11 protein-coding genes are annotated in these 14640 nt (G+C 42.2%); 10 read left to right on the top strand and 1 reads right to left on the bottom strand.

Translation table 11 applies throughout. The annotated features are described in order from the left end of the window. The first annotated feature begins 19 nt into the window (after positions 1–19). The 6 genes from FD17_RS06335 (at position 20) to FD17_RS06310 (ending at position 8691) form a co-directional block, all read left to right on the top strand. Entirely contained in the window at positions 20–2386 is a 2367-nt protein-coding gene (locus FD17_RS06335; RefSeq protein WP_057824761.1) for a hypothetical protein, read from the top strand. A 90-nt stretch (positions 2387–2476) separates the two neighbouring features. Continuing rightward, positions 2477–3862 carry a glycoside-pentoside-hexuronide (GPH):cation symporter gene (locus FD17_RS06330; RefSeq protein ID WP_235803189.1) on the top strand — a complete coding sequence of 462 codons (1386 nt, stop codon included), beginning with the start codon at positions 2477–2479 and terminating at the stop codon, positions 3860–3862. A 350-nt stretch (positions 3863–4212) separates the two neighbouring features. Beyond that, on the top strand, positions 4213–5559 hold the full coding sequence (gene gdhA, locus FD17_RS06325) for an NADP-specific glutamate dehydrogenase (RefSeq protein WP_057824757.1): 1347 nt from the start codon (positions 4213–4215) through the stop codon (positions 5557–5559). A 178-nt stretch (positions 5560–5737) separates the two neighbouring features. Further along, a complete protein-coding gene (locus tag FD17_RS06320) occupies positions 5738–6289 on the top strand; it encodes a LemA family protein (RefSeq protein WP_057824756.1) in 552 nt (183 codons plus the stop codon). Between the two features lie 16 nt (positions 6290–6305). After that, positions 6306–7313 (top strand): M48 family metalloprotease, encoded by a 1008-nt coding sequence (locus FD17_RS06315; RefSeq protein WP_057824753.1) that lies wholly within the window; start codon positions 6306–6308, stop codon positions 7311–7313. 376 nt (positions 7314–7689) lie between these two features. After that, positions 7690–8691 carry a ketopantoate reductase family protein gene (locus tag FD17_RS06310; RefSeq protein WP_057824750.1) on the top strand — a complete coding sequence of 334 codons (1002 nt, stop codon included), beginning with the start codon at positions 7690–7692 and terminating at the stop codon, positions 8689–8691. Here the strand turns inward: FD17_RS06310 and FD17_RS06305 are convergent. Beyond that, positions 8679–9521, bottom strand: a complete 843-nt coding sequence (locus FD17_RS06305; RefSeq protein WP_057824748.1) for a prephenate dehydratase — start codon at positions 9519–9521, stop codon at positions 8679–8681. The two genes, FD17_RS06310 and FD17_RS06305, sit on opposite strands and share 13 nt — an antisense overlap. A 233-nt stretch (positions 9522–9754) precedes the next feature. Here FD17_RS06305 and FD17_RS06300 point away from each other — a divergent pair, with 233 nt between their 5' ends. From FD17_RS06300 to FD17_RS06285, 4 genes are all read left to right on the top strand, one after another. Further along, positions 9755–10702 carry an alpha/beta hydrolase gene (locus FD17_RS06300; protein ID WP_057824746.1) on the top strand — a complete coding sequence of 316 codons (948 nt, stop codon included), beginning with the start codon at positions 9755–9757 and terminating at the stop codon, positions 10700–10702. Between the two features lie 125 nt (positions 10703–10827). Continuing rightward, positions 10828–11733, top strand: a complete 906-nt coding sequence (locus FD17_RS06295) for an Abi family protein (protein ID WP_082617157.1) — start codon at positions 10828–10830, stop codon at positions 11731–11733. A gap of 288 nt (positions 11734–12021) precedes the next feature. Continuing rightward, entirely contained in the window at positions 12022–13776 is a 1755-nt protein-coding gene (gene spxB, locus FD17_RS06290; RefSeq protein WP_057824744.1) for a pyruvate oxidase, read from the top strand. A gap of 284 nt (positions 13777–14060) precedes the next feature. Further along, positions 14061–14465 carry a hypothetical protein gene (locus FD17_RS06285; protein ID WP_057824742.1) on the top strand — a complete coding sequence of 135 codons (405 nt, stop codon included), beginning with the start codon at positions 14061–14063 and terminating at the stop codon, positions 14463–14465. Positions 14466–14640 lie beyond the last annotated feature (175 nt).

Genomic DNA, 14640 nt, shown 5'->3' with positions numbered 1-14640 from the left:
ACTCCAGGAGGTTTTACACATGAAGTCAGAATTTCTGACAGTTTCACAAAACAAGCGTGGAGCTATTACAAAGTTACAGTTGAATTCCGATAAATCCAACATGAACTGGGTAATCGATCCCAATTATCTTGAGTCACTTGGATATGACGACCTGGATAAATTGTTTGGAGAATTTAACATCACGGTGGATGGGCAAAAGCACCGCAGTATTGATCAGGATCCTGAGGTAAGCGGTGATGATACTCATAGCAAGCTTCAATTCAAGGTGGATGATCTTTCATTGGTTCAACAATTTCAACTGATCGGCAATTCATTTAAATGGGATTTTACCGTTCAAAATAACGGCGAAGAAGACATCACCATTAGCAATCTCGGCGTTTGGATCAGCTTGGCCTATGTCATGTTCAGAGATAAGAACGTTAAGCGAAATGCCAATCAATCCGTTGCGGTCTTTCCCCAAATCTCAAAGAATTATACAAAGCTGGCTGCTGTCCGTCGTGACAACACAGCCCCTAACCTGGGTGTTTATCAAACCAAGGGTGAAGTACTTTCGGTGGGAACGTTCAATGACTACACCAACCGATTCTTTGAAAACGTGTCGCCTTCATTGGATGGCATGCTCTTCCATGAAATTGTCCTGGCTGGCGGCTACGATGATGACCGCAGGCCGCATAACGACTGGATTTATCCTCAAAACTCACTGGTTCTTAAACCTGGTGAAAGCAAGAATTGGGAGTTTTATCTAAAACCATTCACCGATCAAAAAGACTTTTATGATATTGCGACGAGATTATACAATCATCCAAGATTCTCATTTGAACCGATGATTTCCCAAGGTTCTTATCAGGTCTTCACGATTAAGCTTGCCAAAGGTCAAACTTTGAAGAGCATTACCGTCCGACACAAGTCCGGTGAAGAGATTGTTGATCAGGATATGACCGATCAACTGGAAAATGGCCGACTTGTGTACGAGCCACAAGGGCTTGGTGAGCACCAGGTAATTCTTGAATTTGATGACGGGACAGTCGACATGGGTGTTTTCAATGTCATGAATTCAATCAACGAATTGCTTCGAAACCGTGCAGATTATGTTTCCGAACATTCGTATGCAGGAAAAGACGGCAAGGTACCATACAGTTTCGGACCTGTATCCAACCAAGGCGAGTCAATCGGAAAGATGACCTTCATTCTTCAGGAATGCCTGCTGGATGACAAAGTTAAGGATGCCGATAAGCAAATTGCCCAAGTTGAAGAAAGTGCTGTGAAGTATGTCCGGCCAAAATGGTTTGAAAACGGTGATTTTAAGAAGCCTGCCAAACTATATGGTGACTTTTATCGCTTGATGGATTTGGAGTATATCGCTCACATGTTCTACCTGTTGTCCAAATGCCCAGCTTCATCATTGAAGCTCAACAAGCCTAATGACTATCTCTCATGGGCTGCCCAGGTATTTGATGTTCGGGTTAACCCGGATCTCAATGACAATGAACGTGGTAAGACAGAGGCTCAGATGCTTGGAACTTACGGTCTCTACATTGAAGACTTGTTGGCCGATCTGCAGAAGAGTGGATTGGATAAAGAGTATTCAGAGATTTCCAAATCATGGAAATCAGTTACCGACAGACTTGCAGCCAACAGTGATTCTTTGGAAGCTGCGATGACAGAGCATTTCTTCGATAACGCTGGATTTGGTCCAGCTGCCGGCGCACTTGCTTTAACCGGTAATGTCCACGCTGCAACAACTTACGGTGAGTTGCTGAAAGCCAATATCGGCTTCAGTAACGACTTCCGTTCCCAAAGCCCTGATCGTTGGTGGGAAGCCTTATCATACATGATTCATGCACTATGGGGCGGTTTAACCGCTGCATCTGCACAAATTGCAGGTGAGAAGCTTCAAGATCCCGAACTGGTAGAAGCTGCTTATCGGGCTACTGGTGCCATCCTTTACATGTATGACTCCAATGCGACTGCTACCAACCGGATGCTTAAACCCGGCGAAGCAGCATCAACATACAGTATTGCAGGGCCGAACCTGAACCGGCCTGATCTTTCCAGAAACCGATTTGGCCAATCCATCTTTGCATCAGACGGCGGTATCTTCGCCCGTCTGTTCCCAGATGGATACACAGGTGAAGATGATTGGGACATGGGTGAAGAGCTGGTTGCCTTCCTGAATGGATTTGGTCAAAAGACTTATATCTATAAGGATAAGCAAAACGGTCTCACAGCCGTCAACGGACGCGTTAAGAAGCTTGTTGACGAACACTATGAGGTTCAAAGCTTTGCACCATACATCAATGAATATATTTATTTGGATGACGGACTTGTATTAGAAAGCAACAAGGATAAAGCGTTGTTCAATCTATCAACCCGTAAATTCGAATAATTGGACAGATTCCACTTTAGGAGGTGGTGGCCCGTTTCACATTTTGTTTTGCAATTATTTTCAATAAAATTTGGATAGGAGATTATGATCATGGATAAAAACGCTGCTAGTGCAGCAGGTACCAGCAAAGACAGTGCAAACGTTAAACTGTCAGTTTGGGAGAAAACAGCTTACTCCTTTACTGATATGGCTGGTAACTTGCTATATGTTACAATTTCAAGTTATATTCTTTATTTCTATACTGATGTATTCAGTATCTCAGTTGGTGGAGCCGGTTTAATCTTACTGGTTGCTCGTATATTCGATGCCATCAGTGCACCAGTTTGGGGATCAATTGTTGACCACACCCACACAAAATGGGGCCAAAGTCGACCATACTTCTTATGGCTGGCAATTCCATTTGCTGCTGCCACATTCTTAGCATTTACCGCTCCAAACTTACACGGTACTGCTAAATTATGGTATGCCGGATTTACTTACATCCTAGCTGCTGGTGTTATTTATACAGGTATTCAAACACCAATTACTGCTATTCTTCCTAGTTTAACTACTAACGGTCAGGAACGTATCAACGCCAACACATTCCGTATGTGTGGTGGAGCCATTGGATCATTTATCACTAGTACCTTCGCTTTACCATTAGTTGCATTCTTTGGTAAAGGTGACGACAAAGTTGGTTTCATGTGGACAATGTTCATGTTTGGTATCTTGGCAATCATCCTTCTCTTCTTGGCATTCAAGGGAATGAAGGAACGTACTATTGCTATTCAGAAGCCAATTCCATTTAAGGATTCTTTGAAAGCAACTGTTGGTAACAACCCATGGTACATCTTGGTTGTCGCATTCGTTATTTACTGGGTTGCTCAGTCAACTCGTAATGGTATCTCAGTTTACTACGCTAAATACAACCTTGGTAACGAACAATTAACTTCAGTATTTAACGGACTTCAAGTTCTTGGTATCATCGCAACAATGTGTATTCCATTTATCGTTAAGGTTACTAACAAGACTGCTACCATGTTAATTGGTTTGGCAATTGGTGCCTTTGGTCAGATCATGATGGGTATGGTTGGTAACAACTTCACTCTTGTTATTGTCGCTTGGATTATCGGTATCTTCGGTGCTTCAACTGCCATTGCTATGCCATTTGGTATGTTAGCCGATACTGTTGATTATGGTGAGTGGAAGACGGGTATTCGTGCCCCTGGGTTCTTGACTGCCGTTGGTTCTGCCTTCTGTATCCAGTTAGGTTCAGGATTCGGTTCATTTATCCCATCAAAGATCATGGCTGCTGCCGGATTCGTTGCTAACAAGACTCAGACTGCCCATGCTCTTTCAGCAATTCACTTCACATTCATCTATCTTCCAGTTATCATCTATGCGATTGTTGCTGCCATCATGTGCTTGTACTTCAAGTACGAGAAGATGGAACCACAAATCAAAGCAGACTTGGCTGCACGTCATGCTAAGGACTAATTTGAATCAAATATTCTCGAGTAACTTTTGACACCTGATAAGGTGGTGATGCATTCATCCAGAAAACTTCAACATGGACTCAACCCAACATTATTTCTGACATAATGTTTTCACGAACCCCATTCGTGTAATGAGTTACCCATTAATAAAAGAAGATGCTTAGACTGTTGAATAAACGGTCTAAGCATCTTTTATTGAATAAATATTTGATAAATATAATAAAATGTGAAGATATTTAATAAAATTTCTGCTAATATATTACCTAACGATGTAAGTGACATTCACTAACTGAATTTTCATTTACAGTCTATATTGCTGCTCCAAGCCAAAATTAGAAAGTGGGAATAAACGTGACCAATGTAAAGACGTATATTGAATCCATCAAAGACCAGATCGACCGTCGCGATCCTGACCAAAAAGAATTTCAGGAAGCCGTATTTACCGTTCTGGACAGCCTTGCACCAACTTTGGAAGAACATCCCGAATATGTCGATGCCAATCTGTTAGCACAATTAGTTGAACCGGAACGGGTGATCCAGTTCCGAGTTCCTTGGCAGTCAGACGATGGCCAGTTCAATGTTAACCGAGGATTCCGGGTTCAATTCAATTCAGCCATCGGACCATATAAAGGTGGATTAAGGTTACATCCCACTGTTAACTTGAGTGTGGTAAAATTTCTTGGGTTTGAGCAAATTCTCAAGAACAGTTTAACTGGATTACCAATTGGCGGTGCCAAAGGTGGAAGCGACTTCGATCCCAAAGGGAAATCCGATTCCGAAATTATGCGCTTTTGCCAAAGCTTCATGACAGAGCTGCAACGCCATATTGGGCCTGATTTGGATGTTCCAGCTGGCGACATTGGTGTCGGTGGACGTGAAATTGGCTACTTATTCGGTGCTTATAAACGGTTGAACGGTTACCAAAATGGCGTCTTGACTGGTAAAGGCCTGACATTTGGCGGTAGTCTTGCCCGTACCGAGGCAACCGGCTTTGGCCTGCTGTATTACACCAACGCTATGTTAAAAGCTCAGGGAGACACCCTTACAGGCAAGAAAATTAAGATCTCCGGATCAGGTAACGTCGCCACGTACGCTGTTCAAAAAGCAACTGAATTAGGTGCCAAGGTCATTACCGTGTCTGATTCCAACGGTTATATCTATGATCCAAAGGGAATTGATTACAAAGTTGTCAAACAGATTAAAGAAGTTGAGCGTGGTCGAATTCGTGACTATGCCGATCGGGTTGCATCTGCCGAGTATCATGGTGGGTCGGTCTGGGACTTTGACGTTGATTATGACATTGCCCTGCCATGTGCAACTCAAAATGAAATTAACAAGGATCAGGCCAAACTGATTGTCAAGGATGGGGCGAAATACGTCTGCGAAGGCGCCAACATGCCAAGTTATCCTGATGCGATTGCGATTTACCGTGACAGCGATATCCTCTATGGACCGGGCAAGGCAGCCAATGCAGGTGGCGTGGCCGTGTCAGCTTTGGAAATGAGCCAAAATAGTGAACGTCTGGCTTGGAGCTTTGAAACTGTTGATAATCGACTGCAGGATATTATGGAAGATATCTTCGCCAAGTCGGAAGCGGCAGATAAGAAATACAAGCTTGATAAAGACTATCAGGCAGGCGCAAACATTGCCGGCTTTGAGAAGGTTGCCGAAGCGATGATGGCACAAGGTTTAGTATAATAAAAGTAATTGTCGGGCATCCCAATGGGTGCCTGATTTTTATTAGGGTAGCATGGAATTAGCTGTTAGTCATTACGCTGAATTTGTTCATTAAAATGATGTTAATATCCAACCCAGACCTTTAGTATTTCTTGCCAGTATGGTAAATTAAGTTCAAACGACTCAAGGAGGAATTCACATGGCATTTATAATTACAGGCGTCATCATCGTCATCATTATTATCGCCGTTGTTTTAATGTACAACGGTTTGGTGAGTCAACGGAACCTGGTTGACGAAGCTGCCAGTCAGATTGACGTTCAATTACAACGTCGAGGCGACTTGCTGCCCAACCTTTTGGAAACCGTAAAAGGATATGCAAAGCACGAACAGGAAACTTTTGAAAAAGTAACCGCAATGCGTTCACAAATTCAGGATCCGAATGCTAGCTTGGGCGACAAGGTTAAAGCCGATAATGAATTGACCGGTGCCTTGAACCACTTGTTTGCAGTTTCCGAAAACTACCCCGAATTAAAAGCAAACCAAAACTTCTTGGCTCTGCAAGAAGAGTTGACTAATACTGAAAACAAGATTGCATTCTCACGTCAGAACTACAATAGCAACGTGATGGTTTACAACAACAGACTGCAAACCTTCCCAAGTAACATTGTTGCCAAATTCGGAAACTTCCCAGTACACAGTTACCTTGAAGTTCCTGAACAATCTAAAGAAGTACCACAAATGAAATTCTAAAGGGGACTGACTGATAATGGACACCATAAATCAGCAAGTTCAGCAAAATCGACGGCGAACCTGGTCAGTAATGGCAGTCTTCGTTGTTTTAATAGCGATTATTGGGTTTCTAATTGGACTGGTATTCGCACTTGCAACGGATGATGAAGGCTCAATTGACTGGATCATTCCAACTTACACCATGGTCGGCTTTTTAATTGGTGCCGGACTCTACTCACTTTTTGTTTATACCCAGGTAACCAATATTTTGATGAGATCAGCCAATGCGCATCAGCTTCAGGAATCCGATGATCCGGAATTGTTTAACATTGTCAGTGACTTGGCAATGGTTGCCCATATTCCAATGCCGGCAATTTATCAGACCGATGATCCTTCACCCAATGCGTTCGCAACTGGACGAGATCCTAAGCATGCCGCCGTGGCGGTCACCAAGGGTCTTCGAGAAATGATGAACCGTGAGGAGTTGGAAGGAGTTCTCGCTCATGAGATTTCTCATATCAAGAACTATGATATTCGGGTATCATCCATTACCGTTGCTTTGACCACCTTCATTGCCGGTGCCGGGACGGTCTTAATTGTTGCCGGGATTGGCCTCATTCGTGGTGGTCGGTGGTTCAGTTGGTTCGGCAGTGATAGTGACAGCGATTCTAAAGGTGGCTGGGCAATTGCAATTGGAATCTTGACCTTTGGCTTGATCATGTGGCTTGGTGGCTGGGTCATCCGAATTATCGGTGTCCCGGTCGCCCAGATTCTGCAATTCTCCGTTTCCCGCCAACGTGAATCATTGGCTGATGTTTCTGGGGTTAACTTGACCCGAGACCCGCAAGGATTGATTGATGCACTCACGTTACTTAAGAATGACTCCACTCCGACCGACAACCCAACTGCAAAAGGTGCTGCTTTGTACATTAATGAACCTGTGACCCGTCAAGGCAAGACACCGTTTCTAGTTAAAATGTTTGATACTCATCCACCGCTGGATGAGCGGATTGCTCGGTTAAAGAGATTGCTGGGTGAAAAATAATTTTAAATTTACCGTTGACAATTAAAATTCTATGAGTTAAGTTATAGGCACATTAAATTTGATTGAAAAAATGCAGCGATGAGGAGAGTAATTTCACCAAATCATTTCAGGGAGTCCCGGTAAGTGAGAAGGGATAATGATTCGCGAAATGAAAGTAGCCTCTAAGCAGTAGATGCGAAGAAATGAGTATCCACGGTGTGCACCCCTTAAAGTGCCAGTGTATCGTCATTGACTTGGCCGTACATGATGAGACGATTTGTGTGAGCAGGTCGTGAATTTAGGTGGTAACACGCGCAAGCGCCCTTAATCTTAGAAATAAGATTAAGGGCGCTTTTTTTAATCAAAAATAAAAAATAGGAATTGGAGAGTGATTTTTATGAAGTTTGCAATGATTGGTGCAGGAGCAATGGGATTACGTTACGGAATTTTACTACAGGAGGCCGGCAACGATGTCACTTTCATCGATACTTGGCAGCCACATATTGACAAGATTCGTGAACAAGGTGGCGTATATGTCATGCGGGATCATAAAGATCGCCATTTAACCAAAATTAAGTTGGAAACCCCTGAAACCTTTGATGGACATCCAGATATGTTTATCTTCTTCGCAAAACAGATGCAGCTCCAGGATTACTTGGATCGCTGTGAACACTTCTTCCACAAGGATCAATATGCTTTCACCTGTATGAACGGCATGGGCCATATTGAAAAGCTGCAAAATTACTTTGCGGACGACAAGATCATTGGTGGAACTGCCTTAATTGCCACAGTTCTTCCTGGTCCTGGTGAGGTTGACTTCATGGGTAAACGTGGTGCCGGCAAGATGAACATGTGTCCACTTAACGAGAAGCCCGACAAGATGTGCAAAGCATTGTTCAATGAACTGCAAAAGGCTGATATGAATCCCACTCTAACCGACGATTTCACTGGGACATTGATGACCAAGGTTATCTTCAATTCAGTTATCAACACGATTTGTACGATGTTTGAATTACCAATGGGCGAATTCGGAAACTTCCCCGGCGCTTACCAGATGGGTCGTCAACTGATTGATGAAGCCTATGATATCTGTGCAAGAGCGGGCATTAAGCTGGTATCCAGCCGTGACGAAGAAATGGCTGCCCTTGACCACAATACCCGAATCGATATGCCGCTTCATTATCCTTCCATGTATCAAGACATGACCAAGGACCGTCCAACTGAAGTTGACTACATAAACGGCTATATTGCCGAACTTGGACGCAAATATCACTACGAAGCCAGCACCCATTTGTTTGTAACCCAAGCGGTTCATTTAGCTGAATTCCATCGTCAAAACCTTGCTAAACAACGAGCTATCAAGGCTAAGCAGGAAGCACCTCAAGCTCAAACTGCATAGTAGCCTAAGGGGTGAACATGATATTTGGCAGCCATCTTTTGAAGCGTTGTGAAAAGCACCTCCTGTTGTTCACGAGTTCCGGAGAGCTCCAAATAAAATGAATAGACGCCTAGTTGGGATTTGACCGGCAGCGACATGAGCGTGACCAAGTTGAGTTGGTGTTCCGCAAAATAACCGAGGATATCATATAAGGTTCCCGGTTGATCATTGAAAGAAGGGGTAACAAAGAGTGGTGCTTTAAAGTGATTGGTCGTTAAATGATGTCGAGAAAGTTTCTCGAGATTGGCAGGCTGGGATTTAAAAATAATGAATCTTGTGCTGTTGTCATCTTGATCGGCAACATTGTCCCGCATTAACGGAAGTGATAGATCCGTCATTTGTGATTGGGGAATGATCGCTGCATCACCGAGTTCACCGCTTTGAAACTTCTCTAGTGAGACCATATTGGAAGAAGTCGTAATAATTTGGACGTTGGGTAACGATGACAGGAGTTTCTGACATTGCCCCTCCGTCTTGAACTGAACATAGATCCGTTTGATTTGACTTAATTCAGCAACATTGGCAACCAAGCCAAAGTTGACCGGAATTGTAATCTCGCCGATTTCCGTAACGTCGGCGGTTTGTAAGCGTTGAAGAGTTGCGGACACATAACCGTCAAGCTGATTCTCGAGTGGCAAAAGACCGATGTCATCACCGGAAACAGCTTGGTAGACTTGATCGAAAGAGGGATGGTAGTCAAAAAGGACGTTAGCATTTGGCTGGGTTTTAAGATAATCTTTTGCGGCCGCGTCGGCAAAGGTGCCTTCGGGTCCGAGAACTGAGAACTTCATTATGTAACCACCTTATTTGTTGGAATAGATTAATGAATTTATTATCGCATCGATTTTAAAAATAATGATAAAAATGAAAGAAAAAGCACTTGGTATTTGTGGAACTCTGACGACGTTCTATTGAATATTGAGGGCTTTTTTGCTGATTTATTAAACAAGAGTAAAGTTGTTTGACTTCAATCAGCGCAATAACTACCATTAAGATTAACATTAATAGGGAGTTGCGAAAACCAATGAAAATGCGAAATATCAAACCATCATCATTTAAAACATTCATTCTGCCTCTGACAGCGATTACGGCCGGCAGTTTTTGGGTTAGTCTCAAGTTATTTGATATTGCGTTTAAACGAGTCGACTACGTGCCCGAAACTTCTAAGGAAAAGCAACAGTATGCCGATCAATACTATAAATACGTTGACTGGTTCCACAACATGCCTTCTGAAGAATGGTACCTCAATCGAGACGAACCCGACAAGAAAATGGTTGCCACATATATCCCTGCGGATGGGATCTCAAAGAAGACCGTCATTATTGCTCACGGGTATAAGGGAAACCGTGAAACAATGGCAAACTACGCCCAAATGTTTCACGACATGGGTTTCAACGTACTGACTCCCGACGACCGTGGTCATGGCGATAGCGCCGGTAAATACATCAGCTTTGGCTGGCTTGATCGTTTGGATTATTTGAAGTGGATCGACCAAGTTATTGATCATGTTGGTGAGGACAGCAAACTACTCCTGTTTGGCGTCAGCATGGGTGGTGCAACCGTTGAAATGCTTTCCGGTGAACGCCTCCCGACTCAAGTCAAAGCGATTATTGCCGACTGTGGTTACTCCAGCATCAAAGAAGAACTAACTTATCTACTGAAGAAACAGTACCATTTGCCCGAATATCCCGTAGAACCAATGGTGAGTGAAATCAATAAGCGGGCTGCCGGATTTGGGCTCGACAGTGCTTCATCAGTGAAGCAGCTGGAGAAAAATACCCGGCCAATTTTATTTATCCATGGTGGCAAAGATACTTATGTTCCAGCATACATGGCGAACGAAAACTATCAGGCAACCCACGCACCCAAGCAGCTTTGGATTGTGCCAAACGCGACTCACGCGGAGAGTTTTTGGTATGATCCGGTCGCCTATAAGCGCCGGGTGCAGGAATTTTTGAAAACGTACTTTTGAGCTTTTAAATTTGAACAAGTACATTACCTTTCAGCTGTTTCCATTTGAGTAAGAAACTTAGTTTTGGAACAATACAAAATTTATGGTAATATCGTTTTAAAAATAGAGATTAAAGGTAAAAATCTATGAGTAAAAGCGACAAGCCAATGATGTCCACTAAACAACTGATTGTTCACATGAAATCTAAAGGCATTAAGTTTGAGAAAGCAAACGAACAACAAGCGCGATTGGTTTTAGAACAGAAAAACTATTACTTCAAATTGACCTCCTATCGAAAAAACTTTTTGGAGTTAAACGATAAATATCATAACTTGGACTTTGCTTATTTGATTGATCTTGCATCGATCGATATGCATTTAAGAGAGTATTTGTTGGACTTATCACTGGACATTGAGCATGGAATCAAAGTAAAGCTAATGGAGCTCATTTCTAACGATAATGAGGAGGACGGTTATTCAATTGTTACTGATTTCAAAAAGGCCAATGAGCACGCATATCAGCAAACAATTGCATACCTTCGTAAAAATCGATATTTGCATGATTTATACGTGAAGCATGGGAATGAACCTTCTATTTGGGTCTTATTTGAGATAATGACGTTTGGTACGCTATCATTATTTGTGGATTTTTATTTAAAAAGATCGCCATCCAAATCGGTAAGAAAGTTTCATAATTACCTTAAATATGCCAAAAATATTCGGAATGCATGCGCACACAACAATCCTCTATTAGTGAATCTATTTTCTGATAAAGAGTTTTTACGTAAGCCATCAGCACCGGTTCGGACGGCGTCTAAAGAAATAGGAATTTCATCTTCAAATCTACGTGATCTTAAAGTTAATGATTTGATCTCTTTGTTTTATCTTCATAAACTAATTCAAAGTGATGTGCTAGGTTCGCATAAGTATGATCAGGGAAAGAAATTAATTTTAAGATTTCAGCGACATCAGGACTGGTATATTGATAATGTGAATTTAGTGACTTTTGTTAAAATTATGGATATGTTAGTTGACTATCTGGAAACCAACTAGTATTCTTTTAATTAAGGAAAGGACGATTCGATCGTTCGCTAACCAAGGCACAGCTAAACGTTAGTTATCAAAAAGTCAGCTTGTACGTAAAGTACTGGCTGGCTTTTTATGTGTCTATAATTCTCGTCATTATCATTTTTCCGCCAACAGTAAACCGATTTGTAATACTTACGAAAAGTAAGTCTAAATACTGGCATTCCATTTTCAGCATGCCTATAATTAATAATTGAACCAAAGATGTCAAACGCTTACATCGTTGACATCATATCTATTAAAGGAGATTTTGTTATGACTAAGATGATTGCAGGACAAGCTTTAGTTAAGGTACTTGAAGACTGGGGCGTTGATCACGTCTATGGAATTCCCGGCGGCTCAATTAATCATACTGTCGAAGGACTCTACCTTGAAAAAGATAAAATGAAATATATCCAAGTTCGTCATGAAGAGGTTGGCGCAATTGCCGCTTCTGCCGATGCTAAATTCACTGGCAAAATTGGGGTTGCCTTTGGATCTGCCGGCCCTGGCGCCACTCATCTGTTTAACGGACTGTATGATGCCAAGATGGACCACGTTCCCGTTCTGGCTTTAATTGGTCAAGTTCCACAAGCATCAATGAACACCAACTACTTCCAGGAAATGGATGAAACACCAATGTTCAGCGACGTTGCCATTTATAACAAACAGGTAACCACAGCAGATCAGATTCCATACGTTGTCAATCAGGCAATTAAGGAAGCATATCGTCAAAAGGGTGTTGCTGTTGTCATTCTTCCTGAGAACTTAACTTCTGAAGAAATCGATTATGCACCAACCAAGACACCATTAACGGTTGCTGACAACTTCAAACAAAGTGTTGATCCTAAAGCTGTTGATGACACCCTTAAGATGATTAAAGAAGCCAAACACCCATTGATCTATGCAGGCCGTGGCTTACTTGGTGCCCGTGATACTTTAAGCAAGTTCTCGGAACAATTCAACATTCCAGTTATGAATAGTGTTCCGGCAACTGGTGTCATCAGTACTGATCATCCAAACTTTATTGGAACCACCGGTCGACTTGGTACCAAGTCAGGATTTGAAGCCATTCAAAATGCTGACTTGATTTTATTCCTGGCATCTGAATATCCATTTGCCAACTTCTGGCCACAAGATACCAAGATGATTCAGGTTAACAACAACCCTTACGATATTGGTAAGCGAATTGACGTTGACTATGCCGTTATTGCTGATGCCAAGAGTTATCTCCAAGCCATGATTGATTCTGGCGAGAGCCGTCCAAAGGATGCTTGGCTTGAAGCCAACCAGGAAAACAAGAAGAACTGGGATAAATGGCTGGATCAATTGGCTGACGATGACAGTGATGGTCTGAATGCTGAATCAGTTACTAAGAAGATTGCCGAAATGGCTGGGCCAAATGATACCTACGCTGTTGATACTGGAAATGTATCAGAGTGGGGTGTTCGTGGCTTACCAATGAACAAGAACCAACGCTTCGCAATTTCCGGATTATTCGCAACCATGGGCTTTGGCCTTCCTGGTGGCATTGCCGGTGCATTGAGCGTTCCTGATGGCCAAGCATGGTCATTATCTGGCGACGGTGGCTTCTCAATGGTTGTCCAGGATATCTTAACTCAAGTTCGTTACGGCTTACCAGTTATCAACGTGGTCTTCTCAAATGACCGCTTCGGCTTTATCTGGTATGAACAAATGCAGACTAAGCAACACTTCTACGGTGTTGATTTGAACGATGCCGACTGGGCTAAAGTCAGTGAAGGCCTTGGTGGAATTGGCTTTACTGTGAAGAGTATCAAAGATCTTGATGAGGTATTTGCTAAGATTAAGGATCTCCAAGCGTCAGGCAATAAGAAGCCAATCGTGATTGATGCCAAGATCAAGCAGGATGATCCAGTCGCAACTGCTTTCATGCCGCTTGATTCACAGAAGTATGGCGAAGATACTGCCGAAGGATTCGCAAAGCAATATCATATCGATCGTAAGCAACAACCATCTTTGGAAGAATTGTTACGTTCCAAAGAAAATTAATCGTCAAATAAAACAAGTACTCGTTATGGGTACTTGTTTTTTAGAATTATTTTTACAAAAATGTTACAAAGATCGTCCAACACTAAAACAACCAAAGATTGTGAATTTCTTTTAGTAAAAACGCGTTATACCAAGCTATTCATGATTATTAAGATTGTGCATAAATAAAATGTAACCGTTAAATTAATATTTCTTTAAGGGCTTAATGTTACACGAATATTTCGTTGACATCTGATTGTAACGTGGCATAATAGATTTATTCTTTATAGAAGGTAGTACTGATTATGAAAAAATTTGCAACAATGATTACAGTCGCTTCACTCGCATTACCTTTGGCATTTGCCGCACCACTGGCAGTTTCAGCCGCAACAACACCTGTTACTACTGCAGCAAAGACGAAGGGTACCACTTACAACATTGCTAAGAACGGTGCTAAGAGCTTTAAAGCAAAGAGCTATCATATTAAGAAGAACATTCCATTATACAAGGGTCTCATTTATGCAAATGGCGGTAAGGTAACCTTCACTCAAAAGGGCAAGTTAACCAAAGCAGTTACTTATAAGGTAACCCGCTCAATTAAGGTTTACAAAACTAATTCTAAAAAGACTAAGACATTCTTGTATGTCAAAGGTTATGGCTATGTTCTTGCTTCACAAATCACCAAGGGCATTTACATGCCAGCTGATTAATTGAAATCGAATTAAATGATTAAGCTTCATCCTTCTATAATTAGGCCACGGACAATAAAAGTTGTGCGGGGCCTTTTTATATAGAGTGCGGAAGGAGGCGCTTGGCCCCAGAGTTTAACGAAACAAAGCAATTATTCCTGTTTTTGAAGTGCCCTACAATTGTTAGACAAGGAAG

This window comes from Lentilactobacillus sunkii DSM 19904, assembly GCF_001435575.1.
GTDB classification, from domain to species: domain Bacteria; phylum Bacillota; class Bacilli; order Lactobacillales; family Lactobacillaceae; genus Lentilactobacillus; species Lentilactobacillus sunkii.
The sequence above is the reverse complement of the archived record's forward strand: the minus strand, read 5'-3'. Positions and strand labels throughout refer to the sequence as shown.

What these genes read in the sequence shown, in the direction of transcription:
- FD17_RS06320 (WP_057824756.1), top strand. Translation starts at nt 5,738, where the DNA reads ATGGCATTTATAATTACAGGCGTCATCATCGTCATCATTATTATCGCC.
- spxB (WP_057824744.1), top strand. Translation starts at nt 12,022, where the DNA reads ATGACTAAGATGATTGCAGGACAAGCTTTAGTTAAGGTACTTGAAGAC.
- FD17_RS06315 (WP_057824753.1), top strand. Translation starts at nt 6,306, where the DNA reads ATGGACACCATAAATCAGCAAGTTCAGCAAAATCGACGGCGAACCTGG.
- FD17_RS06335 (WP_057824761.1), top strand. Translation starts at nt 20, where the DNA reads ATGAAGTCAGAATTTCTGACAGTTTCACAAAACAAGCGTGGAGCTATT.
- FD17_RS06330 (WP_235803189.1), top strand. Translation starts at nt 2,477, where the DNA reads ATGGATAAAAACGCTGCTAGTGCAGCAGGTACCAGCAAAGACAGTGCA.
- FD17_RS06305 (WP_057824748.1), bottom strand. Translation starts at nt 9,521, where the DNA reads ATGAAGTTCTCAGTTCTCGGACCCGAAGGCACCTTTGCCGACGCGGCC.
- FD17_RS06310 (WP_057824750.1), top strand. Translation starts at nt 7,690, where the DNA reads ATGAAGTTTGCAATGATTGGTGCAGGAGCAATGGGATTACGTTACGGA.
- FD17_RS06285 (WP_057824742.1), top strand. Translation starts at nt 14,061, where the DNA reads ATGAAAAAATTTGCAACAATGATTACAGTCGCTTCACTCGCATTACCT.
- FD17_RS06300 (WP_057824746.1), top strand. Translation starts at nt 9,755, where the DNA reads ATGAAAATGCGAAATATCAAACCATCATCATTTAAAACATTCATTCTG.
- FD17_RS06295 (WP_082617157.1), top strand. Translation starts at nt 10,828, where the DNA reads ATGAGTAAAAGCGACAAGCCAATGATGTCCACTAAACAACTGATTGTT.